Annotated in this window: 20 protein-coding genes; 12 read left to right on the forward strand and 8 right to left on the reverse strand. The window is 57.7% G+C overall.

Going from position 1 to position 24,996, the window contains the following annotated elements; genetic code table 11:
* The first annotated feature begins 170 nt into the window (after window positions 1-170).
* From BG83_RS0125360 to BG83_RS0125380, 5 genes are all read left to right on the forward strand, one after another.
* A complete protein-coding gene (locus tag BG83_RS0125360) occupies window positions 171-1,211 on the forward strand; it encodes a DUF7007 domain-containing protein (protein ID WP_024979384.1) in 1,041 nt (346 codons plus the stop codon).
* A 433-nt stretch (window positions 1,212-1,644) separates the two neighbouring features.
* Window positions 1,645-3,822 carry a phage integrase family protein gene (locus BG83_RS0125365; protein WP_024979385.1) on the forward strand — a complete coding sequence of 726 codons (2,178 nt, stop codon included), beginning with the start codon at window positions 1,645-1,647 and terminating at the stop codon, window positions 3,820-3,822.
* Window positions 3,823-5,596: 1,774 nt separating this feature from the next.
* The gene (locus BG83_RS0125370; protein WP_024979386.1) at window positions 5,597-6,601 is read left to right on the forward strand and encodes a replication protein RepA; all 1,005 of its coding nucleotides are present in this window, start codon (window positions 5,597-5,599) and stop codon (window positions 6,599-6,601) included.
* Between the two features lie 525 nt (window positions 6,602-7,126).
* Window positions 7,127-7,417, forward strand: a complete 291-nt coding sequence (locus BG83_RS0125375) for a hypothetical protein (protein WP_004630160.1) — start codon at window positions 7,127-7,129, stop codon at window positions 7,415-7,417.
* Between the two features lie 204 nt (window positions 7,418-7,621).
* Window positions 7,622-7,843, forward strand: coding sequence for a hypothetical protein (locus BG83_RS0125380; protein ID WP_024979387.1), 222 nt, complete (start codon window positions 7,622-7,624; stop codon window positions 7,841-7,843).
* Between the two features lie 70 nt (window positions 7,844-7,913).
* Here BG83_RS0125380 and BG83_RS0125385 read toward each other — a convergent pair whose 3' ends face one another.
* The 4 genes from BG83_RS0125385 to BG83_RS0125400 form a co-directional block, all read right to left on the reverse strand.
* Window positions 7,914-8,216: a hypothetical protein gene (locus BG83_RS0125385; RefSeq protein ID WP_231973571.1), complete on the reverse strand. Its 303-nt coding sequence runs from the start codon at window positions 8,214-8,216 to the stop codon at window positions 7,914-7,916.
* 144 nt (window positions 8,217-8,360) lie between these two features.
* A complete protein-coding gene (locus BG83_RS0125390; RefSeq protein WP_024979389.1) occupies window positions 8,361-9,335 on the reverse strand; it encodes a ParB/RepB/Spo0J family partition protein in 975 nt (324 codons plus the stop codon).
* Window positions 9,336-9,339: 4 nt separating this feature from the next.
* Window positions 9,340-10,002: an AAA family ATPase gene (locus BG83_RS29075; RefSeq protein ID WP_080693740.1), complete on the reverse strand. Its 663-nt coding sequence runs from the start codon at window positions 10,000-10,002 to the stop codon at window positions 9,340-9,342.
* 1,301 nt (window positions 10,003-11,303) lie between these two features.
* A complete protein-coding gene (locus tag BG83_RS0125400) occupies window positions 11,304-12,656 on the reverse strand; it encodes a replication initiation protein (RefSeq protein ID WP_024979390.1) in 1,353 nt (450 codons plus the stop codon).
* Between the two features lie 1,132 nt (window positions 12,657-13,788).
* Here BG83_RS0125400 and BG83_RS0125405 point away from each other — a divergent pair.
* Window positions 13,789-13,989 (forward strand): hypothetical protein, encoded by a 201-nt coding sequence (locus tag BG83_RS0125405; protein WP_024979391.1) that lies wholly within the window; start codon window positions 13,789-13,791, stop codon window positions 13,987-13,989.
* 149 nt (window positions 13,990-14,138) lie between these two features.
* The gene (locus tag BG83_RS29080; protein ID WP_080693741.1) at window positions 14,139-14,723 is read left to right on the forward strand and encodes a YcbK family protein; all 585 of its coding nucleotides are present in this window, start codon (window positions 14,139-14,141) and stop codon (window positions 14,721-14,723) included.
* Here BG83_RS29080 and BG83_RS0125410 read toward each other — a convergent pair.
* Complete coding sequence (locus BG83_RS0125410; RefSeq protein WP_024979392.1) at window positions 14,720-15,625, reverse strand: PD-(D/E)XK nuclease-like domain-containing protein; 906 nt, start codon at window positions 15,623-15,625, stop codon at window positions 14,720-14,722. The genes BG83_RS29080 and BG83_RS0125410 overlap by 4 nt on opposite strands.
* Before the next feature lie 124 nt (window positions 15,626-15,749).
* Between BG83_RS0125410 and BG83_RS0125415 the strand changes: the two genes are divergently transcribed.
* The 5 genes from BG83_RS0125415 to BG83_RS0125435 all read left to right on the forward strand — a co-directional run bounded on the left by BG83_RS0125415 (window position 15,750) and on the right by BG83_RS0125435 (window position 21,096).
* Window positions 15,750-16,151 carry a hypothetical protein gene (locus tag BG83_RS0125415; RefSeq protein ID WP_024979393.1) on the forward strand — a complete coding sequence of 134 codons (402 nt, stop codon included), beginning with the start codon at window positions 15,750-15,752 and terminating at the stop codon, window positions 16,149-16,151.
* A gap of 1 nt (window position 16,152) precedes the next feature.
* Window positions 16,153-16,914, forward strand: coding sequence for a hypothetical protein (locus BG83_RS0125420; RefSeq protein WP_024979394.1), 762 nt, complete (start codon window positions 16,153-16,155; stop codon window positions 16,912-16,914).
* A gap of 66 nt (window positions 16,915-16,980) precedes the next feature.
* The gene (locus BG83_RS0125425) at window positions 16,981-18,252 is read left to right on the forward strand and encodes a hypothetical protein (protein WP_024979395.1); all 1,272 of its coding nucleotides are present in this window, start codon (window positions 16,981-16,983) and stop codon (window positions 18,250-18,252) included.
* 911 nt (window positions 18,253-19,163) lie between these two features.
* Window positions 19,164-19,781, forward strand: a complete 618-nt coding sequence (locus tag BG83_RS0125430; protein ID WP_024979396.1) for a polymer-forming cytoskeletal protein — start codon at window positions 19,164-19,166, stop codon at window positions 19,779-19,781.
* Window positions 19,782-19,848: 67 nt separating this feature from the next.
* Window positions 19,849-21,096 carry a hypothetical protein gene (locus BG83_RS0125435; RefSeq protein WP_024979397.1) on the forward strand — a complete coding sequence of 416 codons (1,248 nt, stop codon included), beginning with the start codon at window positions 19,849-19,851 and terminating at the stop codon, window positions 21,094-21,096.
* A 268-nt stretch (window positions 21,097-21,364) separates the two neighbouring features.
* Here BG83_RS0125435 and BG83_RS0125440 read toward each other — a convergent pair whose 3' ends face one another.
* The 3 genes from BG83_RS0125440 to BG83_RS0125450 are packed head-to-tail and all read right to left on the reverse strand — an operon-like array spanning window position 21,365 to window position 24,426.
* Window positions 21,365-21,763 carry a hypothetical protein gene (locus BG83_RS0125440; protein ID WP_024979398.1) on the reverse strand — a complete coding sequence of 133 codons (399 nt, stop codon included), beginning with the start codon at window positions 21,761-21,763 and terminating at the stop codon, window positions 21,365-21,367.
* A gap of 38 nt (window positions 21,764-21,801) precedes the next feature.
* On the reverse strand, window positions 21,802-23,643 hold the full coding sequence (locus BG83_RS0125445) for an ATP-dependent helicase (protein WP_024979399.1): 1,842 nt from the start codon (window positions 23,641-23,643) through the stop codon (window positions 21,802-21,804).
* A gap of 3 nt (window positions 23,644-23,646) precedes the next feature.
* Window positions 23,647-24,426: a hypothetical protein gene (locus tag BG83_RS0125450; RefSeq protein WP_024979400.1), complete on the reverse strand. Its 780-nt coding sequence runs from the start codon at window positions 24,424-24,426 to the stop codon at window positions 23,647-23,649.
* Between the last annotated feature and the right edge of the window lie 570 nt (window positions 24,427-24,996).

Here is a 24,996-nt window from a genome sequence, read left to right on the forward strand (position 1 = left end):
CCCGCATGGCGCATCTGTGCTAATCTAAATCTACGCTTGGCAGAAAGCGTCCCGCTCGCATTGGGTTAGCCGCAACGGCACTGCCACTTAGTAATACCGCCTTTCATCCTGCTTCTTGTCGGGGTCGATGGTGAGCGAGCCGCCGCCGACCCTCATGCCAAGGAGCTGCCATGCGTCTATTCCCCGCTCATCTTCGCGAAGCCAAAGGCATGGCTCGCCGTCTTTTCGACGCCTTCACCGCCATGGAACTGCCAGGGAACTGGCGAAACCCTGGAACGCTTCAACCCAGCTTGCAGAAAACTCAAGAGTTCATGGCTACTGCAATGGGCTATGCGGGTTGGCGTGAGCTTTCAAGGGCGGTCCAGCAGCCACACGAGCCTGTCTATGTCGACACGGTTGATCCAGGCTCAGATGGGCAGACAATCCTTTTCGAGGTTGTGACGAAGCTCACTACGCTCTTGGGTCTAAGCGATGGAAATGGATCGGTCTACGACGCTGTCACGTCTGCGGGCGTGGGCTATTCTCCGAGAATGCGCCAGCGCCAGTTGGAAAACAGCACCCCTTGGGGAATCGCGATCGGTGAGCCCGAGGAACTCGTACCCGGAATCCGGCACGTCTACACAGCCTCCCACGGTGGCCTACTCCTGTCCCCTCAGCGGAACAGTTCGATGCCGCCCCATCTACGCTTACCGGATGGCGCCTATGCGGATAGCGGCGAATTCCATCTTGTCACGATTGCATTCGCCGAAGAGGCGGAGGCAATGGAGTCCTCTATACGCGATGCGCTCCATTATCTGGGGCTGATCGATCCTTATGACAGGAGCCTGGTACGCGCGCTGGAGTTGCTGAACAGGAGCAGGAGTGACCAGGATTACTTCGCCATCCACTTTCCCACGGAGGCGGCACTCTCCGAAAGCGACTTGGAGGAGGAGATCATTGCGTATCTAGTGCATTGCGTGCGAACGAACACGCTCCCAATCCGCTTTCCCGGCGAGACAGGCGACGCCGACGAGAACGAACGCTTTCAAGCGAAGTACGACCGCTACAGCCTCGCAAGGTGGGTACAGACCTACCAGGGAATTCCGACTGTTGACGGCCGCTGGCCCACGCGCCCGGGGCCCTGGTACCAGCACTGGGCCTGGCAAGAGCGCTTGCATGAGGCTGACGCCGAGCAAGAGCACCGCTTTTCCCCAGGGCCTCGGGTCGATTAGTCATCGCGCGGACCCGCGTGCCGTGTAGACCGGTCGCATTTTCTCAACCACCACTCCCCTGCCCTTCCGGGCAACGGGAAGAGGATTGAATGCACGGGTCGAGCCGCTGCCTCCACAAGGTGTCCTTGGTATAGCAGCCACCGAGCGCCTAGACTGTATTTCAAGGACTCCGCGTGCGACTTTCCCTTCGTCAACCGCATTGCTGTGGACTTGATTGCGCGAGGGCGCAATTTTTTAGGGTGAAACCAAGGGATACATAGGTGTTACTATGTACCCCTTCACAAAATACGTGAAGTTAGGCTGTTTTTGAACGCGCCTCACCCTCCCCGGCCGCCAGCCCTTGGCCAGCAAGGCCCCGCACCGGTCCGAGCCGGCGCCGGCCGAGCGGGGTCGGCGCCACGAACACCCCCAGACCGACCCACAGCGAACCCGCATGCCGACGAACGACGACCGCGAGACCACCGCCAACCGCCCGGGCGCCCTGCCCGCCGACGCGACGGTCGAGGACGTGACCTTTCGCGAGGTGGCCACGCCGGCAGCGCCTGCTGATGGCCAGGCACCGGCCGCTGCCCGAGCGGCCCCGGAGCGACGGCGCATCGGCCTGCACCACATTGCGTTCTTCCGCACCTACCTGGAGGGGCTGGACCTCGCTGACGCGGCCGACCGCTACCTGGATTTCGGGCGCGACACGCCGCGCGCGCGCCGCACCCAGCGCTGGCTGCTCGACGAGTTGGTCGCGGCCGCCCGCAAGCACAAGGATTTCGCCACCGCGCGCCTCCTGAAGATCCGCCCGGCCGCGATCGCGCCGCTGGAGGCGGCGCCAGTCACGCCCGGTGCCCAGCCCAAGCGGCAAGCGCCGTCGCTGGACGACTTCGCCGCCGAACGCGACCCGGACGGGTTCTACACCGAGGCCGAGCTGCTCGAGCTCTTTACGGCCGAGTTTCCCGCCGGCGGCGAGAGCGAGGATCCGGCCGAGGCCGCGGTGCGCCGCCGGCAGGAACGCAACGCCCGGTTGCGCGCCAAGCAACTGGTCGCGCTGGCGGAGTTGGAGCGCCTGCTGGTGGAAGTGCCCAAGCCCGAGCACCACGTGCTGGGCTGGTTCGACGTGTCGATCGCTCTCAAGCTCGCCGACGTCGGCCTCAACACCCTCCGAGGTCTGGTGCAGGCCGTCAATGCGGCCGGCTACCGCTGGTACCGCAACGTGCCGCGCCTCGGCGAAAAGGGTGCCGGCCGCATCACCGCCTGGCTGGAAGCCAATGGGCAGGCGCTCGGCATGCCGGTGGCGCCGACCGCCCTGGCCCGCCCGCCGCGCTGGGGCCAGCCGGTGGTGCTGGAGCGCGCGCCGTCGACGTCGGTCGCGCCGTTGGAGTACTTCGTGCTGCCACGCGCGCTGGACGGCAGCCTCGGCACCAACCGCGACCTGGACTCGCGCAACAAGACCGAGGCGCACGACGACAAGGCGGCGATCCTCTGGTGGCTAGGCAAGTACGCCGGCAACGCCAACACGCTGGCGCGCTACCGCACCGAGGCCGAGCGGCTGCTGCTGTGGGCCGTCCTGCAGAAGGGCAAGGCGCTCTCTAGCCTGTCGATCGCGGACTGCAACGAGTACGTGAACACCTTCCTGCCGGCACCGACCCCGACGTCGACCTGGATCATGGAGCGGGTCGAAGCGCGCTCGCACCCGCTGTGGCGGCCGTTTCGCAAGGGCTTGGGCTACAAGAGCCGCGACCTGGCCCTGCAGGCGCTCAAGAGCCTGTGCGAGTCGCTCACGCGCGCCCACTACCTCGACTTCAACCCGTTTGCAGAGGTGCGCCTTTCGCGGCAGATGCGCCTGGCCGAGGATGGCACGCCAGCGGAGCCGGAGACCGTCACCAGCCGCATCCATACCGAACGCAGTCTCACCCACGACGAATGGCAGTTCGCCATGCGCTTCTTGCGCGGCTTGCCAGCGGAGACGCCCGCCACCCAGCGCATTCGCTTCATCCTGACCTTCGCCTATGGCACCGGTTTGCGCCGGGCAGAGCTGGCCGGCGCGCGCACCGGGCACATCACCCGCACGTACGCGGGGCCCGAGCTGGGCACCATCACGGTCCTACGGGTGATCGGCAAGGGCGGCAAGGAACGCTTCATCCCACTGTCGCCGCGCCTGCTGCAGGCGCTGTCCGCGTACCTGGTCTACCGCGGTCTGCCGGCGGATCCGCAGGCCTGCCCGGCCGGCACGCCGCTCATCCCGGCACTGCAGGACAAGCGCGAACTGCAACTCAAGCGTCTGAAGCCGGCAGGTGCAGAGGCCGTCGTGCCCGCGGACCGTACCGAGAAGGCCGTCACGCTGGCCAAGCTGTACAACGCGGTGAAGCGCTTTTTCGACAATGCTGCGGCCGCCGCTCACCTGGAAGCGCCCGAATTCGCAGACGCGTTCTCGCGGGCAACCACACACTGGCTGCGCCATACGTTCGGCTCGCACGCCGTGGCCGGCGGGATGGCGTTGGAAACCGCGCGCCAGTTCCTGGGGCACGCGTCGATCAGCACGACGGGCATCTACTCGGTCGCCGACATTGCCCGCCAGTACCGAGAGGTCGATGCCTTCATCGAATCGTCGTTTGGCACGTAGGCGCCCTACCCGGCTTCTGCATAGCAACGCGCTTTCTATTGCCGACACAAGTCGACGAAAGACACGCGCCCCAAGGAAACTTTGCCTCCCTACCCCAGGGTAATGCCACGCTGGTTCAGGGTGCACAGTGGCGCTTCCCGCCCGTAGCTCTGGACAAGTCGCGCACGAAAAAGAGTCACGCGCGCTTGCGCTTCTTCCCTGACCTCTCTTGACCGCCCATCGTTCAGCGTTGGCCAAAAGCGTTCCTATCTGGGTTTTCCAATGGCAGCTGCATTTTGGGCGGATCGAAGATCCGCCTCAGTCCCGACTTATGGGCGCTAAAGCGTATATAACCCAACATGGGGGTCACGCAGAACAAGGGTGCGCGAACGCGCACTGAGGCGCCGGCCACTCTGTGGGAGACGAACATCTATGGCCAGCCAACCTGCGCAGATTTAGGGTGGATTTCCGTGCACACCCCAGCACTCTTTGCCCTGAAAGCGACACGCTGATTCAGGGTAAGCAGTCGGCAAACGCGGCCAGCACACTGTTGCCGAGGTGCCGGCGGCCAGCGGCCATTCCCTCCGAACGAAGATTCGGGGTGAATCTAAATCGACCGGTTCCGAGTGCGCGAAGAATCGGGGTGCGAATCTGCCGTCGGCGCGCAGCAGCGCCATGCACTGGTTGCGATGCTGCCAACCGCGGCTACAGGCTCGAGCGGTGCGGCAGCCGGAGCCATGCCCCTTCCACCCTGATTCTGCGTACCCTGAATCTTCGTGCCCCTTTGGGCGGCAAAAACAAGCGCAAGCGCCACCCTGATTCTGCGCAATTGAGCGTTCCCGCTCTACCTCCCACAATGGCAGACACTCTATATATGGGCGGCCTGCCAACCACCACCGCAAGGGCCTTCAGGGACGATGCCCACCCTGAATCTGCGCTTCGGGTGGGATAGCATGCCGGCCATACCGCGCATGGACGTGGCCCGCTTGAGCAGATCAATGACCTTAGAATGGCCTCAGCCGGACCGATTGCTCATCAGAAAAACCCGTTAACAATCCGATAGTTGCGCCGGAATCCACCCTGAATCTGCATTGCCGCTACCTCCTAGGCCAATGCGGACGGTGAGGCAAGTGGCAGACCAGTCCGATTGAGCAATACACGCAGATCCAGGGTGGAAATGCGCCGTACGGCCTTCATGCCGATCCGGACCTCGAGACGCCAGGTACGCCGCCGTCGACCTCTGGTAGGCCCTAGAACCTCAGCTCCAGCATGCCTTGAAGGCGATTTGCGAAGATTCAGGGTGACTCTGGGCGCAGATTCAGGGTGGGAAAGGCTCTGTGGCCGCGAGCTCGATATCGACGCAAGGGCGCTCTGTGGACAAACCTGTGCATTGTGAAAGTTGTCCACAAAGATTCAGGGTGGGCCGGCGAAGAATCAGGGTGCGGAAAGCATGCTTGTCCAAGCAGATTCAGGGTGTACCTACGCAGATTCAGGGAGAGAGAACGCTGATTCAGGGTTGAGGGTGCCCGCAAACCTAGACGGGACAACGGTTCGCGGGCACCGCATATATGTTGGCATTTATCTTCTGTATCTAAGACTTTCTATATCTCTCAACTAGTTGAGGTCGCCCGGCCCGGGGACAACTTTGAAAAACCAAAGTTGCCCCCCGCCCAGCGCGCCCGCGAACACGATGTAGAAAAAAAACGACCAAAACCCCAGTTTCACCCTGAATCTGCGTTACACCGAGATCGAAGAGCGTGTAGATTTCCCCAAACGTTCCGGTACCGGAGCTCACATGAACAACGAAGATTCCAAGAAGCCCTCCCAACTCGTCTTAGTGCCCCGAGATTCCACGTCGGAGAGCAAGCGCGCTCGGGAGCGACGCTTCACCGCTTTGTATGAAGAAGCCTTGGCAATCGAGGCGGAAGATGCAAAGAAGGCTGGCCAAATTGGGTTCGTGGCCAAGTGGATGGTGCACGCCACTCTTCCGTATGTGCAGCCTAAGAACAATCCGCCCGCATGGGGGCGAAATAGCGGTAAGGTCAGCCTGCTAATTCAACCCGGCCACTACATGAAACGGGTGGAGACGATTGTCCGCGGCAAGCCGAAAATCACCCAGGAGGCAGTGTCCATTGGGTATCCGTACGGCGCATACCCGCGCCTGATCCTGGCTTGGATTGCGACCGAGGTTGCGAAAACAGGTGAGCGCGAACTGGTTCTCGGCAACTCACTCAGTGAGTTCATGAGCAACATCGGCAGAGAACATGTGTCAGGGGGATCCCGAGGCAATATCACCTTGATGCGCAACCAGATGCAGCGGTTGTTTTCCGCCAATATCGCGGTGACGAGTGATCCGGATGCGGTGGCTTGGCAGACTGATGGCTTTCGCATTGTGGACAACGCGAACATCGAGATTTGGTGGAATCCGCACAACCCTGACCAAGGCTCACTCTGGCAGTCTCGGCTTCGTTTGACCGAGCGGTTCCATGAGACGCTGTCGAAGAGCCCGGTTCCAGTCGACCTGCGGATTGTGAAGGCATTGTCTCGATCCGCAATGGCGATCGACATCTACTGCTGGTTGACTTATCGATACGCGATTATGGACAAGTCGACCAAGATTCCATGGGAAGCTCTGATGCTGCAGTTCGGCTCTGAGTCGTCACCTCACAAGTTCAAGGAAAACTTCCTCAAAAACCTGAAGGATGTGAAGGAAGTCTACCGCGACGCGAAGCTCGACTACGACAAATCGGGCATTCTCTTGCTCCCGTCGCGCCCCTCGGTGCCTAAGCGAATCGCCTAGGGCTGCACAATATCTGCCCCCAGCGATTCCTGATGGGAAGTAGTTCTTGACTTTGCTGGCGAACTGAAAAAGAATACCCACGTGCCGAACACCGGCATCGAGCAGCTGGAACTCGCACCATTTCGAGCCTCACTTCTACGCAAGCCTCTACGCGGATGAAGATTTGGGAAATGCAGTGGCTTGCATTCCCCAAGCTTTCATCCAAGTCCCTCTGGGCTTGTCTTGCTCTCCTTGGTTGCAAGCAGCAGGATTTCGAACACGTTCGCGTGTCCCGTTTTTCCCGCGAGATCCTTTGTGATCTTGCTCGTCCCTTTGTGGACGGCTTGCTACTCCGGTAGCCTCGAGAACTTCACCGTTCTCCTGTCTCGGCATCGCCTTTTCAGCGATTTGTCGTCTTGTTGTGCCTCGGTTCTGGTAGCTGTCCGATTCGATCGGCTGTTGCTCGTTCCGTTTTTCTTTCAACCCGCGCGGGGACTCGATTCCCTCGTGGGGACGATGTCTTCGCATTCTCCTTTGGAGATTGTCATGTCGAACGTCGTCCTGTCTGAACGCGCCCTGCGTCGCCAAGCCATTTCGGAAGCTCACAGCCATCTCCTGGAGGTGGCTGCAAAGCAACCGAAGACGCTCCTCGAAAACTTCCGCATGTATCCGTCCCTTGTGGGCGATCTGGCATGCTTGGAAGAAGTCGTGGAGATTCTCGTGGAACAGGGATTTGGTAAGCAGCTCGAGCTGCTGTGTGATGCGCCTGGTATCGGGCGCTACGCGAGTACCGTCATCTCTCGCGTGGTTCTGTTTGCGACCAAGGCTTCTGCTTAATCGCACACAGTTCCTCTTTGCCAATCAGCGCTGGGGGTTCCGCTATGCGGAGTCTTCCAGTCTGATAGGCATGTGGTCGCAAGCTTTCGACGCAGTAATGCGCCACAAGCGAGTCCACCGTGCCATCCGGCACTTGTTGTTTCTCACCCATCGGGGCCTACTCCCCGCTGGGGGGCAGGCTTCGAAACATCTTTGGAGCCTAGCATGTTGAACATCGAATCCCGTTCGTCTGCAGTTGCCATCTTGGCCGTCGTCGTCCAGCTGTTTGCCGCCCTCTACTTCCTGACCATTCCGGTCAGCAGTTCGGTGCTGCGTCATCAGCTGGGTGTGCTCGCGTTCTCCATGATCGTGATCGGTCTGCTGTGGCTCTTCGCCAAAGCAAACGAGTCGGTCCCGTCTGCACGGGCCTATCGTCCCGCCTACTGATTTGGTGGGGCATGGACGAGCAAAGTGGCTCGCTTGGAACGTACCTGGCGACAGGTTCTACCAGCTAGCCTTATTGCTCGCATGGATCTGGCCTTGATTTGAACTTCGGTTCGGTCTGGATCAGTTCCCCTTCTGCCAGTCGTGCAAGAAGTTCCGCATCTGCGGATCCTTCTTGCGCGGCCAGCAGTTGGTAATGCTCTGCTGTTTTTAGCAAGGCCTTGTTGTACTCCTCCACCGACTTCGGTGTTGTCTGGTCACCAGAAATCGTCTGAAAGCGCTCAGTTTCCTCTGGCGTCAAGCGCAGAACCTTCCCCAATCGCAGCATCCCCCCCTCCCCTTCTCCGGCAAAACTATTCAGTGATGCTTCAACCAATCTAGGTGCGCTAGTCGGCGCAACTAGGTAGTCCCGTGCTGTTGTATTACGCAACTCTTGCTGCAGGCTCTAATTCGTATTACGTGGGACCCTCGGAAACGCGGCTGCCATAGTGCAATCAACTGTCGTCGCCACCAACGAGTGTCACGTAACTTGAGTCGGGAAAAGATCTTTGATCTTTCTCGCGACCTCCTCGGCCTGTTGTGCGCTCAGGCCCTTCAACTTCAATTCAAGTCGGCCGTCGGCCTCGAACGTCCTTAGCTCCCCTTTTGCCTCGCCAAAGCTTAAGTGTTCCCGAAATGATCGTGCCCGGCGCACTGGGCCTTTGGCTGCTAGCTTGCGGCGAGCAACCACGTCACGGTAACCCAGACCATTCCTGGCTGCGTCTTGAATTAGTTCGAAGGTCTCGTCATCGCCTTGCTGTTCCCAGTATTCACGCAAGGCGTTGAGCATCTTGTGATTCATTAGCTCTGAATACTCAGATACCCCCAAGACAATTTTGTGAGGCAACTGCGCGAGTGATAGGGTGCGGGACACATAGTCTTCACCGAGATTCAACGCCTTAGCGAGTGCACTCTGGGTTGGGTAGATCTTTCGTGCGAGCAGTTCCTTCCACCTAATAGCGTCGTCGAGCGGAGTCTGGTCTCTTCGCTCGACGTTCGCAGCGCGCGCCATTTCGTACAGCTCGCGTTCGCTTGCGGGCTTGGCACGAATTTCGACCCGGAGCGTCGGGATACCGGCCGCCCGGGCGCCGCGCAAACGCGTCTCGCCCTCAATCAGTACGATTGCTCCGTCGTCCTCCTGATAGCCGAGTGCGGCAACACGCTGCCCGTTATTCGTCAGTGAGATCGCCATTTCGTCCACTGCTGCACTCGTATAGACAGCACGTGGATTCAGTGGATTCGACCTGACCCGTTCAACAGGCACTTCGATAATTTGGCCGATCACAACATCTTGGCTCGAGCCAACTTTTGTTGTTGCGTCGTGAAATACCGGCTGAGCAAGCGCCAACCCGTCATTGTGCGTCCGGGGGTCTCCGACAATTGGGGCGCTTGCTGCATTTGCCTCCGCAACTGCGACGGCGGCCGGAGAAATAGTCTTCTTTTTAAATGTGGCCATTAGATCACTCCTTATTTGCCAGTTCGACGATTTCTTCGTATAGCGCCTGCATCTCTTCAATTGCTTTTAATGACCGGTCGGAGCCTTTGAGTTCATGCAGGGCGCGACCAGTTTTTCCCGTCGCCCGCCACGCTTCTCGCTGTGCAATGTGTGTTCGGCACACTGGAATGGATTCTCCCGCGAAGTATTCCCTCAATTCATTCGTGGCTTTTGCATTTTCTTTTGTAGACACTCTGGTCAGAACGACATGAGCTGGAATACTGCCGTTCTGGTGCCGATGATCCAGAGCACGCAGTGCTTCGAACACATTGAGTGTGGATTCGACTTCTTGCTGATCGGGTCCACAAGGAACCAGCACAAGATCCGATAATTGTGCGCATTCAAGCATCGTTCGATAGTTTTGCGCCCCGATATCGACGACAACTAGCGTGTACTTGCCGGCAAGATTAGCGAGCTCTCTAGCCGGATTTGGTGGCAAAGAAAGTACAGGAATCGCCGGAGTTACGCCTTCGTCATTGCGTATGCGAGACCAAGACATCGCGGAGCCTTGTTTGTCCGTATCCAAAAGAACCACATCTATTCCTTCAGTTGCTGCCAAAGCTGCGAGATGCGTAGACAACCGTGTTTTCGCGACCCCACCCTTTTCGGCACCGATAGTGATAACCATGGATGTCCTCCAGACAAATTATCGAAATTTAGTGAATTCTAATTCAGAAGAAATCGCTAAACAAGAGATGGCAATCCAAACGTCAAGAAATTCCGCGCGCAAAGTTCGCATATAAAAAGTTGGCTCGAGCCAACCTAGTGCCGCAGCCGTGCACCGGGCGACTCGAACGCAAAGATTCCGAGGATATTGCGGCCCGCAGCGTGGCCGGTGAAATCTTGGCTCGAGCCAACTTTTTCCGATGGTAACGGGCCTCTATGGAAGAAGAGAAATTTGTAACGCACAACTGAGCCCCTTTGGAAGTTGGCTCGAGCCAACTTGCCGTAGACCTAAGTGCGTGGCTGGATTCGGAAGTAACGGATTTGCTGATTGGTCGGATTCAAATATGGCCGAGAGAATCTTGGCTCGAGCCAAGATCGCCGGTGGTCACGGGGCTCTCTGGAGGAAGGCGTGTGAATGACGCGCACCCGAGCCCTTTAGAAGTTGGCTCGAGCCAACTCCCCGGAAACGAGGCGCGTAGCTCGATTCGGAAGTAGCGGTCTTGTTGATTGGTCGGACCCCAAAGTGGTCAGTGAAATCTTGGCTCGAGCCAACTTTTCAGGCACTCGCAGGGTTCCATGGAAGAAAGCAGTCGTATGGCGCACTCCAAGCCGATAGGAAAGTTGGCTCGAGCCAAGTCGCTTCGCCAAGGCAACTGCTCCTCGAAGAGGCGCCGCCCAGGATCTTGATTGTGTGTTTTTACTTTTACCCCTTAGCCGCCGCCCGATCGGCACAGTGCTGCCCGGTATGACGCTGAAGCGGTTGCAAGCTGGTCCCGCGCAATCAAGCGAGTGACTTCACAACAATTTGACGATAGAAATAAAAAAATATAAAGAAAGTACGACAAAAATCCATCAAATTATGCAGATATGTATGTGTACAGTAGGTCACGACAAGGCTGCCGCAATCGCTCTAACAGCATTTCCATTCACTGAGAGCGCAATTCCTTTGACCAGAAACGGCGGTGGGAAAGGTGTAAAGCGGCAACTCATTACGCACCTGGACAGCCTGAGGCCATAGTGCGCCGATCAATGGCCGGAAAGTGGCCATTGAACTGGGGGACATGCTCCTCCTTGCCTGTCTGTGGCCGTTGTGTGGCCATCTGAGGCCGATCGCCGGCCGGACTCAAGCAAGGAAGAATAATGGAGGAACGGGGAGGGGGGGAGCAACTGCCCTTACACGCCCGGCAGAACCCAAATTGGCAAGGCTAGCGGAAAGATATTGCGGCCAATACCAGTAAGAAGCTACAGAACACGCAGGATCTCTCAGTTCTTGAAGTGATAGGCGTACAGATCGGCATCACCAGGTTCGCCCCACAAATGCTGGTTCAAGAACCGGATAAACCCAGTTTTTGCCAGTTTTGTACTACGGGATGGGTCGTACAAGAGCTTGTCGTTCCGCACACTGGAGTTGTATCGCTGGAGCACCTCCGCCTGCTCGTCGAGGGGCATCTCCAAGAACGCTTTTTCCGCTTTGGCGTCACGGCTGCACATGAACGATTCCCTGAGGTCAGCGTCGTTCAAGACGGGGCGACGAGGGGATGTCCCAGCGTTGAGTTTTCCCGAAACACCTGATCGCGAATATCCATTCTCAATGCTGCTGACAAAGAACGATGCCCGACTCTTCAGGGGCTCTTTGTCTTTCGACGCGTCGCGAAGCAGGGTATGTTGGAGCGCGGCCCTGACCTGCTCCTCGGAGAACTCGCTCATGAGCTGGGCGGCTTTGTTCGGCGACACACCAAGCTTAAGAACCTCCTCCAGCAGCGCAGTTGTTGATGATGAGACTTGTGGTGGGTTCTGAGAATCGGCCTCTAATGCCAGGTCGCCCCCCTTGCGATCCACTTTGAACTGGATCTGGTTTACGACGCGCCCCACCTTATGAAGGATGAGGGTAACTTCGATGTCCGTGAGCTCATTCACTTCCGCAATGGCGCGGTTGAGAACTTTGGCGCGGAAATGTTTGAAGTGTGCGTAAATCGAGTCAGAGTCAATGATTCCAACAACAGCATGCCTGAAGTCCTCCCATGACCATCGACTGGTCATGCCGGTGCGCTCGTAACGTTTGCACCACTCATATAAAGGTCCACTACCCATCGAACGGAAGCGCTGCGAAATGAGTAGATTGATGCGCTGCCAAATTTTGGGATCAAGAAGAGCTTCCCGAAGCTTCGGGCTGAACGAGAACTCGAACGCTTTTTGGTCGACCAAGTGCGTCACATCAGCAAGCAACGTCGAGGCTGAAATCTTGCGGTCCAACGGGTTCGTGGTCGCATCCCAAACCACATGCTCCTTCATGAGGCTAAGTAACTCGCCCATGACATAACGGCGGTTGCTCGAATCTTTATAGCCAATGACGTGCTCGAGCTCAGAAATCAGAACCTTCCAGCTGTGGAGTTCGGGCTGCCGCTGCGCAAAGTAGACGCAAGAGTTGAAGAGTCGTTGCTGCAGGACTGACAGGGGCCTGTCTGGGAAAACGAAGATGGCTTCGCGCGCCTTGCGCATGGTGACGGGGCTACCACGCTTCACCATAGGAAGCAGTGCAGCCTGCTGAGGCGCAGGCAACTGTGTGATCGACCCACTAGCTTGAACGCTCATACCCTTGTCGAACTCGGTGCCCAATGCTCGATTCCACCGTATAGCAACGCTCGGTTGAAGATCCGACTTCATAGAGGACGGACGACGAGTGAAAGCTGATGGCTAAGCTTGGTTGGTTTCGAAACTACTTCCCATCTGGAAGCGGAGACTGTGAAGATACCCGTTGACAGGACTTGGAAAAAGCCGAAAAGAAGCGCCATACCCCCACAAATTCGAATTTGAGCTGGACAGCATGACAGCGCCGAATGGCCTACGGGCCACTTCTACCGAAGGCAGGGGAGCGTTCAGCGGATTGTAGAAATGGTTACCTATCGAACGGAGAACCTTCTCTTTTTGCCTCTCTGGAGGCCATTGGTAACCACCTCTACCCCTTACTGGAAGAGCGGCACGGGAAGGGCGGCCAACTCCCGAGAGAGCGTGAAAGTGGTTACTTGTCAGGCGAGCCGCTGAAAAGCTCGTATCTAGGCTGACAAATCACGATGTGCAGTGCCGAAAGGAAGCCGCTGTGGTGAGAGGCCCACAGAGCCGCCAGCATGCGTCACTCAGCGCATCCCAGATCAGTCCCACCTAGTAGATCTGGTTACCTATTACCACTCAGAACAGATTGAAGCGCCGCTTAAGACGCGACGGCACAGGTTTGGCAGCCCGCTTCAAGGGAAGGTGGGTGAGTTGCACAATGGATAGGCATCGACGGTTATAGGTAACCAGGTCTACCGGCCTTGCCCCGGCCCAAATTACGAGAACTGGATACCTGGCTCTTGTGAAGTCAGTAACCTGACAAGCGATAGGTGCCGTGTGGAAGGTGCCTAAGTCCATAGACTAGGTTACCTTCTGAGCTGCCAACGCTTGCGCGAAGCCAGTTCTCGACCCGTAAACAAGTAAACAAAGGATGTTCTTCTAAACTAAAAGAACAAACTCTTCATGGTGGCCCTTAGAAGTGGTTACCTACCAGCAGCGCCCTGTTGATAACTTCTCAGCAAGAACCGGCTCGTTGCCAGTTCGCAGTTGGTCGGCTACGATGTGTGCTCAAATTGAGACCGACCATTCGTGTTTCAAACGACCAGCTGGGGAACCAGCCAATTCGGGCGACCGGATAACCGACCCGTGGGGCACTCGTACCCCGCGGTCGAGCTGCTCCACTTTTCGAGGAGTAGCTATGAAGACATTGTTCAATTGGGCAGTGGGTCTGTTCGTGCTTTTCTGCTTCTTCGTCGGCTTCTTTGATCAAGACTCTTCTTCGAAAAGGAAGCGTTCATCGAGCGAAGAACAGTTGACTGATGAAGTGGAGCGTCGAACGCATGCGGCGGAAGACGCGGCGTACTACGCCGAACACAACCCGCACGATCATCACGCGTAGAAAAGAAAGGGAGGAAGCTGAGGCTTCCTCCCTTTTTTTGTGTGCAGACCAGCTAGAGCGCTGGGCGCGAGAACTCGTACGCGAAAGCTACCCCTGATGCGTACCGTTTCGCGCTGGCTGACTTTGGCTAGTCCGAAAAAAATAGCGGAATGGAAGATCTTTCCCATCCCGCCCCTTCGCCGATCACGAGCCTGCCACGTCGACGCTTTCTACAGAGCGCGACTTTAGTGGCGGCGGCGGCCTATGCTCCAGCCATCTTTGCGCAAGCGCGGGATGACTACTGGTCCCGACCGCGGGCCCTGTGGCTGAGACGCAAAGAAACAGGGGAAGAAGTCAGAACCGTCTATTGGGCAGACGGAAAGCTCGTTGTCGATGCTTATGTCCAATGCTGCACGTTGCTTCGAGACGTTCGCGCCGGCGCGGTGGTTCAGATGAATCCCACCCTCTTGGACATTCTGTGCGGAGTCTACGGCTGGTTCGCGCAGGCAGGGATCGAACGTCCAATCGTCGTCACATCAGGGTACCGAACGCAAGCGACGAACGGAAGAACTGAAGGTTCAGCTCGGAATTCCATGCACCTGGTCGGCCGGGCAGCCGATATACGTGTACCCGACGTCCCAACAGAGTACTTGGCAAGGTTGGGGCTATACCTCCGCGGTGGCGGTGTTGGCTATTACGCGACCAAGCAGTTTGTCCATGTAGACAGCGGGAGACTCAGAACATGGGCAGGCTAGGCCGAGGCCAGGATGTCGTGGTTGGATTGGTATTCGTGCCACCGATCCACTTCGAGAACATAGTCTCCCGCGTACCCCGGCCAAGAATCATGCGCGCGTGCATGGTTCAACCGATTAAGGCCGTCCTCGAACTTCTGAGCACCGTTGTCGAGCAGGGAGTCTCCTGCGGTGTAGGTCATGACGCTGTAGGGCGCTTCCTTCTCAACCGCAATGAAGACGAATGGCCTCTCCTCACCAGTAAAGTACTGGACGCCCGTCTGGTACATGAACGCCGACAGATCGTAATGGTAAGCGTGGACAGAGCCGTTGAATGCTGCGGGTCGAACGTCGACGGTCGACTTCAGATCGAAGATGAACTCGGGGTGCAGGTTATCTACCTTGACCCGGCATTTGACATTCGTTACCCGCTCAACAAAGTAGATCGCCTTTTCCGACTCCCCTTCGTCAAACCACTCTCCAAGAGTGCGGCCGCGAAAATAGTGTTCTCGAACTGCCTTGCGCATGGACAGGAGTGCGTCGAATTTGTCCTGCCCAATGACAGTATGGTTCGGATGATCAGCGATAAACGTCTTGCAGCTACGAAGGCGTCGGTCAAACTCGCCGTCATAGGGCAGCACCACGTCCTCAAATCGCCACGGCTCAAACACGGCCATATGCGCAAGGCGACCGAATTCCAACACTTGCTTGTCCTTGCCGGCCCCTTGAACAGCCGCGAGAAAATGCTTTGGGGTCTTGAGGATCGACTTCAGCTGCGTCGACGACACGTAGTCACGGTCAGAGTGGTACTCCTCGTCGGTGACGGCCATCGAGTAGCTGTCCCTATCCACGCCAAAGACCGCCTTTTTCTTACCTCGCCAGGCCGGAAGGTTTGCTCTTTGCATCATATTGGGGAACGCATTCATCTCACACCTCGAAAGTCTGAGATCAGCGTACAGGGCCATTACTCCGATTCAAGCCCCTTTCTGGCGTCAGGCACCTTGAACAGCGGGGATAGAAACTGGAGGAAGGTTCGGTATCGTTGGCTGCATGAAACGACTGAACACACTCTCTCGCCCCAAATCGCCTGCTCTGCAGGCGTATGTGAAAAACACCTTTCTCGAGCTAGCCGAGGTCAACTTTGTCACACAGACAGACTTCTGCAACGAGGTCCGCGCGGTCTACAACAATCTAGGGAACCCACCCCTACTGCGATCAAAGGCTCTTGCCGTCTTGCTCGCAGCCTCCGAGAAGTTTCCGACTCTGATTACGCTGAAAGACGAGCAGGGCAAGGTAGTTACTGCCGGAGCCACAGGCTTTCGCGAAATCTGCGGCTTGTTTCCCTCAGTTCCGAAATCCGAGATCGATGCGATCTGCCGAAAGGTCGGGTTGCTTCGCGGCGTGCCGAACATGCTTGCGCATGCCAAGCCGATGAACGTCCTGGGGATCTGACATGACGAACAAACCTCTCGAAACCTTCAGCGGCGCACTTTTCGGGGTGCCGATTCTGCTGCCTCGCCAACGCAAATGTCGCACTGAGTCGGCTAAGGGGCAGTATCGGTTCATGGAGGAACTTGCACTGTTGATGCGCGCGACGACGCCCTACAAGGTGAGGACGCTAGACCGCTTTATCTCTCTTCAAGGTACGACCGTGATCTCTCCAGCGTCCATGCGCAACTTTGAGAGGGAGATGGTCGCAATGACGATGAAGGGAAAGACCGCGAGAATCGAGAAGTACGTTCACGCAGTGGGTCCTGGTGACGAATGGCCGCTGGTCGTCATCGCCATTGGAGTCGTAGCCCGGGCGACCACCGGAGCGTCACGATTCAGCCTGCCTGCTCCCGATGTTTGGCAAAGCATACATGCGAAGTTGCAGGGCTACTTGGGCTTTCATGTGGAGGAGTTCCAAGGTGCCGCCATTGGCCAGATTCAATGGATCGACAAGGCTATCGACGACGCTCGCAGGATGTTGCTTGGTGCTGGTACACGCCGTATCGAGGGGGCGCTAGGGGACGGTGCAGCGATTGAAGGCGTCACTGTCACGACGATGAGTCAGGGATTCCGAGTTCATCTTCATAACAGTAGTGGCGTGAACGTTATCGAAGTACCAGCGAGAAGCGGAGCGGATATCGGAGCCGAAATCGCCGGAATCGATGAGAGCATTCGATTCCTAACGGGAAAAGCGGCCGTTTGGGGGCTTGAGACACGACATTGAACGCGAGGGCTAGAAATTGACGCGCGGTCTGTTGAAATTGTCTCAAGCGACCTACAGGAGAATGACGTGATCACCGGTCTCGAATTTGATACCCCAATTCTTGGCACCGTGCGAATGGGCGAGACTCGCCCTGGATTGGGTGGCGCAGAGGACTATCTGGTGCATTTCGATTACTTCGAAGTGCACAACCGCGAACGCAATGCCGACGGCAGCTGGGCAAAGCATCCCATCCACGACAAGCTTCACAACAGGCTCAAGTTAGACGGCCATGCAGGCACAGCGACTGGTGAATTGAAGTTGCGCGAGATTCCAATCACGCTGCCTTACAACAACCCCAAGCTGCTGCTTACCCAGCAACTAGAAGCCCGTAGTCTTGTGGATGGTAGACGAGTGTGTGTCGGCAACGGGGAGAGCGCTGTTCGCCTCGAGAGCGACCAGCGAACAGTCGCAACGGCCTGTCCAGGATGCGAACGTTGCCCCTTCGGAAACACGCAGGAAGTGCAGTGCCAACGTCGCACATCGTTGATTTTTCGAATTGAGGGGCAAGACGATCCGTTCTCGGTGTTTGTTCTCCATTCCGCTGGAAGGAACACGGCGCAAACGCTCGTTACAAAGGTTCACTCAATGCATGCTGCGTTTGGGAATCGCCTGACCGGCATTCCGATGACGCTGAAAATGCGCAACACCGTGTCCGCCGACTCCGACAACTCATCTGTGTTTTACGCCGATCTCGTTCTCCGGGATATCAATCCAAATGAAGCGGTGAAGGTGGCGATGGAATACGAGCGTCAGCAGAAAGAAGCAGGCTTTGACCAAGGCGCGATGGAGGAGGCTCTTCTCCAGTTGAAGGCTCAGTCTCAGTTTGCGCCTCCGGAAGACTTCGGCCAGGTTCAGGACTTTTACGGCCGTCGACGAGCAGCTTCTCGTGGAGAACATGCTTCTCAATCTTTGCAGCTTGTGGCCGTTAATGCAGATGGTCACACCTCGGAAGCTGTCGCCGGTGGCGACCAGCCGATTGCTGATCTCGAGGCGGCTCCGCCGCTTCCCCCTCCAAAAGGGGGGGCGAGGTTCCGGATGCGTAAAGCTGTGCAAGCTGCTACCAGCGTTACCTCTCTGAACGAGCGCCTAGCTCCTAGTGCTGAATTGTCGGCCAAGGGCGCTGAAAGCAACTTGAAATCCGAAATGCTGCATCTCGTTGCGCCCGCAGATGCAGATGTGCCGACGCCTGTCCCGATGGTTCCATCGGTGCGGGGGTGCGCACTTGGAAGGGTAACTGCGGCCTCCTTGGCCGGTATCCCGGAAATGCCGCGTGCAGTAGCAGGCGGGACAGGTTTTTGATACATCGCAAGGAGCACTATGGCCTTTGAAGAACTAGACGCGAGGGTGATCGGCTCATCCATTACGGTGCGTCTCGAACAGTTTGTTGGAGGTACCCCCACACGACCGCCTTTTCAATCCAAGGCGACTGCGGCGAATGCGGCCGCGCCTCGATTGGGGCCGTTACCACCAGCGCCCAAGCCTGAAGTGATGTTCGCAAAGCCTGAGGACGGCTCCAGGCAAGCGCGAAGCCTCACTGCTAAGACGGGATGGCGAAAGCTGGGGGGGGTATTCGTCATGAAACCGCTGAGCGCGGAGCGCCTGCGGGTTGCGTTGACAGTTGGATGCGTCGGAGCGCTTGCGTTCACGGCCGGCACCATCTACATGCGCGACGGATGGAAGTTTTTTAAGGGTTTTCTCCCGACGGTTCATAACGAGACGAGGTCGTCTGCGACCTCAAGCACTCCGCCAACTTTAGTTGCTGGTGGGGCCGTCACACAGGCTCCGGCTTCAGCTGTGACCCCTTCTGCAGCGTCTGCAGTGGTCACGCAAGCAGCTGCTGTCATTCCACCGACGCAGCCGGCAGCCCCAGTGGAGGTTCACAGCCAAGCTTCGGCGGTGCAACCGTTCGCCTCAGCGCCTACAGGACCTCAACAGGCGAATGCCCCGGTGGCGCCACCGGCTCAGGCTGCTGCGCCGGCTCCCGTCGCGGTGGAGGCCCAGCCGGTGAAAAAAGCCGAAGTTCAACCGGTTCCCCAAGCTCTCATTGAACGGGCGCCGCTTGTGCCCCTGCCTGCTGCTCCGAAGATCGTGAGGCCTCGCGTAGTGCATCAGGAGGCTCCTGTGCGGCCGCAACCGCACGAGGCGCCGGCAGCGGAGCAGAACTCGCCGATCTTGGTTGGCGGCCAATTCAGTAAAGGTAAGGAGTCAAAATGAACATCACCCCCATGAATGATCAAGCATCTGAAACGGTGTCGTGCGTGCTGAGCATCGATCCCGTAAAGGAAAAGATCACAGCGGTACTGCCAGCCGGCGCCACTATCGAAGGGGCGCTCAGATTGAAAGAAGGCGGTCGCATTGGTGGCGTGGTCAAAGGCAATGTCATCAGTGAGTCCGGAACGCTGTTGATCGACTCAAGTGCCATTGTTGAGGGCGATATCGTGGCCAAAGGCCGTTGCATTGTTCTAGGCCAGGTCGGAACGTCCTCCCACCGATCGACGATTCGCTGCGAGAAGATTGACGGTCTGACAATCAGTCACGCCGCCCAAATTCACGCCAACATCGAGCACAACGGGATCTCGGCGACAAATGTAAGCGGGCAGATTCAGCGCATAGGTGAAGTAACTCACCAGCAGCCGCTTGCTCGAGAAGGCTTGCGAACGCCTGGGCAGGATCTCCATCTTGAAGAGCTGAGTTCCACTCAACCGCCGGCGTTGACGCACGATCCGTCGCCCGTCGCCAACTTTACGCAGCCTCCGGCACAAGCTCAGCAGGCACCCGCATTGCGAGTCGTCATTTCTGACTCTGCACAAGTCGCGGCAGTAGGCTGAACGACTAGACATAGACCGCGGCGGACCTCAAGATCCGCCGCGGTTTGCTTTTGAGGAATGGATCTTTATGGCCGGCAAGACTTGGGGCAATTTCAGCCAGTGGCGGGCGACAGCGTTGCCATTTGGCCAAAGCAAACTTGCGGGGTGCTTTCTCGCGTTTGCGGTTGGAGCATCGATGTGTGCGTTCAGTTGGCGAGAGCATGCCGCGCCCTTGTTGGCCGCACTCTTCCCTGTGGTGATGGTTATGTGCACATCCCGCTTGCAAGCCTGGTGTCTTGCGTTGGGATACGGTCTCGACATTGGCCTGATGGGCTTCGGTGGTGCCGGTACCTTCTTCGGCGGATCGTGGCTTCTGGGGCTTGCAGCAGGTGCCACTTACGGTTTGATTTTCAGTGCAACCGTTGCTGCGCTGTATCCGAATGACACTCAAAGCCCAAAGAAAAAGGCGGTTGCGGTCATGGCATGGACCGTCTTGTGGACCTATCCGCCGCTGGGAGCGTTCTTGGCAGGGTCGCTTGTGGCCACTTGGGGATTCTGGTTCCCAGGAACCAAGTGGTTGGGGCTTGCTTTGGGCGCTGGCTTCACCACGTTGCTCGGCGCTTACGCACACAGATTTTTTGGCCAGGTAGCGGTGGGCGTTGCAGTGGTTGTCGCGCTGGTCTTTTCGCCCTTGGAGGAGGCTTCGTTCGCACGTTCAGAAGATTGGGTGGGCGTTTCTACGGAATGGGGTGTCCAAACGCCAGATACCCTTCCTGAAACACTCGTGAAGATGCGCACGATCATCCATGATGAAGCTTCCCGGGGAGCAAAGGTTATTGTGTTCCCAGAAAGCATCATAGGCACCTATGACTCTTCCGAAGATGGCGTGCTTGAGATCATGCTCAAGCAGGCCGCTGCACAGAAGAAGGTGAGCGTGGTGTTTGGTGCAAACGCGATGACTGACGTCGGAATGGCCAACATTGCGCGCGAGTACGAGTACACCTCGGACGGGGTACACGAACTTCAATTTCAGGCACGCCAGACGGTGCCCGTCGCCGAATGGAACCCTCTATCTCGTTATCACTATCCCGCCCAATGGTTTTCCAGCGGGGTGATGCCTATCGGCGGAAGAGGGGCACTTTTTCTCTTCTGCTATGAAGAGTATCTGCCCTGGGAGGTGCTCTACTCGATCGGGCGGGAAAAGCCGGATTTGATCGTGGCGATGTCCAATTTGTGGTGGACAAAAGGCACGGGAGAGCCTGTTCTACAGCACCGCCACGCCGAGGGCTACGCGAAACTTTTTGGGCTCCCCCTGGTAATCGCTACCAATAGCTGACACTAGGCCAAGCGGTTGGATTAACGCATCAGAGATCAGAGTTTCGTCACCTGCAACGGCAGCCCCCGGGGCAGGTGAGCGGAGTTGGAATGGTTAGGGCCGGGAATGAGTGCTTCGGCGAACCGAGGACTTCGCGTTGACCAACAGCCGAATAAACGGAAGCACGTAGAACAAGCCCAAGAGTGTGCCGACCATCGCCATTGAGAGCGCTTCTGCCTTCTTGACGACGATGTCGTCAATGCCCACCTCGCCGGCGGAGTTGCTCGCGTCACCGACCGCTTCGGATGTCGTCCTTGATGTATTGAGCCACCACCTTCGCAGTGATGCGGCGCTTGACTCGGGAAGGCAAAGTCCAACGGTAGAAGAGCGCGTGACCTAAGAAGCTAAGGAAGTAGAAGCCAACGAAGTACCGGAGCAGGAGATTCTTCAGATCTTCAAAATTGCTCTGATTGAGCAGTTCCCGGACATAGGGAAGATCCGACGCACCCACCCAGAAGGCGGCCACGGGGACCAAGACAATTGCGTACACCAAGCCTTTCCATGCGAGGACGCAGAAGTCATACAGCCACGCGGTGTCGGCCCACTTGTCTTGGGCATACAGCTCGGCCTTCTCTTGTCGGTACAGGCGCTTGTAGTCAGCGACAGTCGGCAGCACAACGCGGGTCATGTGGATCGTCTTTTGATGTAGATCGTTGGAATCGAGGCTCAGTCGGGGTAGACCGTGGCAGGGTTCGAGGCCAGCCCAGCCTCAGCAATGTATGGCGTGTCGTTCGCGGGAGAGTGGAGAATGAAAAGGCGGTTCTTCGCTCGAGTCATCGCCACGTACATCAACCGCCGTTCGTCGACCTCGGAGCTACCCTCTCCAAGCGAAGGGATGATGTCCTTGTCGGCGCCGACAATGGCAGTGTTGCCAAACTCAAGACCTTTGCAACTGTGCATGGTGAACAAGCCGACAGAGGCTGGATCGTCCTTTCCCTTGGGCTTTTGGACGCTCTGAACACGAGACACCAGCGAACCACTACGACGTTTAAGAATGTCCGCCGCCTTGGTCAGATGTTTAGAGACGCGGTCCCTATACTGTCCTTGGCGCATTCCCATGGTGAGGAAGGTGGCTGCGCTATCGATAGCCTGGTTGACCGCACGCATCGGTGTGTTCGTGCCAGGGATTTTTCTATACAGCGCATCCTGTCGCCAAGTGACTAGCAGCTGCTGAAGTGAACGCATGTGCTCTGCATCGACCTTCGCGATATCGCCGTAGTCGTCGAAGTCCCGCTCGAAGAACGGAGCCATGGTCGCGCCGGGTATCCGCTTGTGAAGTTGGCTGAGGGCTTCTTCACCGGCGCCGACGAACGCGAGGGCGTGATCGATGCCGCTGCGGCTCATCGTCTCGACGGACACGAGTAACTGGAGATAGGTATTGATGTAGTCCTTGTCCCAAAACGAGGCGCCGTTCCTTCGGGAGCGGATGTTGAACTCGTCCAAGACTGCCTCGACCGTGTCGAGCATAAAGTTGGTTCGCGCGAGAATCGCCCACTGTTCTGGTTGAACTGCAATTCTGCCGCCCGGTTGCTCGTCTTCGGGTAGCGCAAACTCAAGGATGAAGGGCACGAGAAACTGAGTTTGAAGGGCAACGGAATCGTGCTCCTCTCCATCCTGCCGGTTCGCAGCAGACACAGCGTAGACGTGAGCCGATCCACCAGGGCCGCGCTTTGCGACGAGGTTCTTCTCCACTCGCTGTCCAGCGTTGTGACGGATCAGCCTGTCTGCAGGGCCAAGGATCTCAGAGTGGGATCGATAGTTCTCGCCAAGGGGGATGATCTCAGCGCCGGTTTGCTCGACGAAATCGATCATGCCCTTGTAGCCGAGAGCTCGACGCCAAGCGTAAATCGACTGATCGTCATCCCCCACGATGGTGACAGGGATGCCCCTGTTGGCGTGCGCCATCATCCAGACGAACTGGATCTCGTCACTGTCCTGGAATTCGTCGACTAGAAGGTGGGTGACTGGAAGAGGGGGAAGCTCTCCGCTAGTCATTTTCAGAGCACAGTCGCGCATGACGTCATACAAATCGACAACGCGGTTGCGCTTTAGCATCTCGTTGTATGCCGCGATGAACGGAGGAACATCCGACTCGTCGGGCGCAATCGCGCACTTGAAGTTCTCGAACAGCTTTAAGGCCGTTTCGTTGTCGATTTCGGTATTGGTAACCGCGATCGCGCGCCTGAGGAAAGTCTTCTGTTCAGGTGGTGTAGCGATCTTGCCGAGCATCTTGTGCCGGCGCAGGTGATCGATCGAGAGCTTGTGAAAGGTACCCAACTCTACGCGTTTAAGTACGTCGGGCCCGATGTCTCGAGTTAGGCGATGGCGCATTTCAGCCGCCGTATCGCTCGTGAAGGTCACTGCGCCGACTCGATTCTTCCGGTCGGCCTCAAGGGTGACCCCGATTTTCGTGATGATCGTTTTGGTTTTCCCCGAGCCGGGGCCGGCCACGGCAAGGATGTTGCCGTGGCCGTACGCCACGCGGTGCTGGGAAGGATTGAGACTCACGAGTTAGGCTGCCTCGGCATGCGAGTGGGCTTCGGTGGATGCCGGCGCGACGGAGATTGCTTCATCGGTAGCTGATGCAGTCGCGCCTTCTTCGGTGGCGTCGGTCTCCACGCTCTCGTCTCCCGTGTGGGCAGATCCCGCAGTGGCAGCTGCGGAGGAACCGGCAGGCAATCGGGCTTTCTCAGCGGCCTGCCAGGCATTGAACTGCTTGTACATCCGGAACTTCACGTCGCGCGCGAGGTTGGAGATCGAGCGAAGGCGCTTGCGGACAGCAATCTCGGCGCTGTGACGGTCGCGCGCGCTTACGAGGCCGGCAAGATACGCAGCCCAGATGAGCTTGAGGTACTCATCTGCGCGGCGCAGGAGCTTGATGTACTCCTTGACGCGCGGAGAGACGTAGGGGAGATCCTGCTTGAGCATGCCGGGAAACTCAGCCGCCGGTGTCTCACTGTTGTTCTCGAACAGCGCCCACAGCTGCTTGGTCAGATTGTCGACATAGACGATCGTGTCGCCAATCTTCTTCTTGAACAGATCATCGATTTCGTCGCACGCAGTCGTATCGAACCGGGGCAACGTGCGCGGAGCGTCGATCGTGAACGAGATATTCTTGTTCAGCAGCAGGTACTCTCGTCGAACGATGGATTGCACGATGGTGGAGCAAAATTCAACGGGCTCCATCGCCACAGCGCCGCGCATCTGGCGGCCGAAAGCTTCGCGAGCGAACTCCGCGACCGATTCGGTCACGGTCGGGCGCAGCAGGTTGACGTTTTCTGCAGTTGTCATGGTGATTCCTCATAGGAAGTGGGTCAGCCTAGAGTAATTGTCGCCACCGGGTGCAACAACGCGGAATCGTCGTCTATGAAGGGTGTCTTTCTTGCAGGTATGCGGCGTAATGCGCTGTTTGGCGCACCAGTCGGTACTGCATAAGGGCCGCCTGTGGTTCTTGGTAGGAAGCCGTGCTTGCAATTTCTACGGTCGCGGTACAGAATGGCCACGTGTCGGTAGAGAACCCACACCCAGCAGCTGGAACTGGTACCCTTTTCGTAGCCCAATTGTTGCGAGCTGGCGACGGCCGGCCCCTAGCGGGAAACCGCTAATTCGCTAGTTAAGCGGGCCCTTGGCCCGGGAGTGCCTCAAGCACTGCCAGAAGTACCAGCCCCTGGTGGAACCGGGGGCTTTCGAATAGGCGTTGATACGCTTTCCCTTCCTCCATTGTCTATTCCAAAGCCAGGTATTTCGTGCGGCGTAGCTGTTGAACGTCGTTGAAATGCTCTCTGGACACTGTTGTGTCTTGGGGGTATTGCCGGAGTTTTCCGGCTAAAGCTGGTGTTCTAGCCTACCTTTGTTACAGGC

The organism is Ralstonia pickettii (assembly GCF_000607165.1).
In the GTDB taxonomy this organism is placed as follows: domain Bacteria; phylum Pseudomonadota; class Gammaproteobacteria; order Burkholderiales; family Burkholderiaceae; genus Ralstonia; species Ralstonia holmesii.

Bases quoted from the DNA above. Each gene is read 5' to 3' on its own strand.
- BG83_RS0125360 (WP_024979384.1), top strand. From the start codon at position 171: ATGCGTCTATTCCCCGCTCATCTTCGCGAAGCCAAAGGCATGGCTCGC.
- BG83_RS0125365 (WP_024979385.1), top strand. From the start codon at position 1,645: ATGCCGACGAACGACGACCGCGAGACCACCGCCAACCGCCCGGGCGCC.
- BG83_RS0125370 (WP_024979386.1), top strand. From the start codon at position 5,597: ATGAACAACGAAGATTCCAAGAAGCCCTCCCAACTCGTCTTAGTGCCC.
- BG83_RS0125375 (WP_004630160.1), top strand. From the start codon at position 7,127: ATGTCGAACGTCGTCCTGTCTGAACGCGCCCTGCGTCGCCAAGCCATT.
- BG83_RS0125380 (WP_024979387.1), top strand. From the start codon at position 7,622: ATGTTGAACATCGAATCCCGTTCGTCTGCAGTTGCCATCTTGGCCGTC.
- BG83_RS0125390 (WP_024979389.1), bottom strand. From the start codon at position 9,335: ATGGCCACATTTAAAAAGAAGACTATTTCTCCGGCCGCCGTCGCAGTT.
- BG83_RS29075 (WP_080693740.1), bottom strand. From the start codon at position 10,002: ATGGTTATCACTATCGGTGCCGAAAAGGGTGGGGTCGCGAAAACACGG.
- BG83_RS0125405 (WP_024979391.1), top strand. From the start codon at position 13,789: ATGAAGACATTGTTCAATTGGGCAGTGGGTCTGTTCGTGCTTTTCTGC.
- BG83_RS29080 (WP_080693741.1), top strand. From the start codon at position 14,139: ATGGAAGATCTTTCCCATCCCGCCCCTTCGCCGATCACGAGCCTGCCA.
- BG83_RS0125410 (WP_024979392.1), bottom strand. From the start codon at position 15,625: ATGAATGCGTTCCCCAATATGATGCAAAGAGCAAACCTTCCGGCCTGG.
- BG83_RS0125415 (WP_024979393.1), top strand. From the start codon at position 15,750: ATGAAACGACTGAACACACTCTCTCGCCCCAAATCGCCTGCTCTGCAG.
- BG83_RS0125420 (WP_024979394.1), top strand. From the start codon at position 16,153: ATGACGAACAAACCTCTCGAAACCTTCAGCGGCGCACTTTTCGGGGTG.
- BG83_RS0125430 (WP_024979396.1), top strand. From the start codon at position 19,164: ATGAACATCACCCCCATGAATGATCAAGCATCTGAAACGGTGTCGTGC.
- BG83_RS0125435 (WP_024979397.1), top strand. From the start codon at position 19,849: ATGGCCGGCAAGACTTGGGGCAATTTCAGCCAGTGGCGGGCGACAGCG.
- BG83_RS0125440 (WP_024979398.1), bottom strand. From the start codon at position 21,763: ATGACCCGCGTTGTGCTGCCGACTGTCGCTGACTACAAGCGCCTGTAC.
- BG83_RS0125450 (WP_024979400.1), bottom strand. From the start codon at position 24,426: ATGACAACTGCAGAAAACGTCAACCTGCTGCGCCCGACCGTGACCGAA.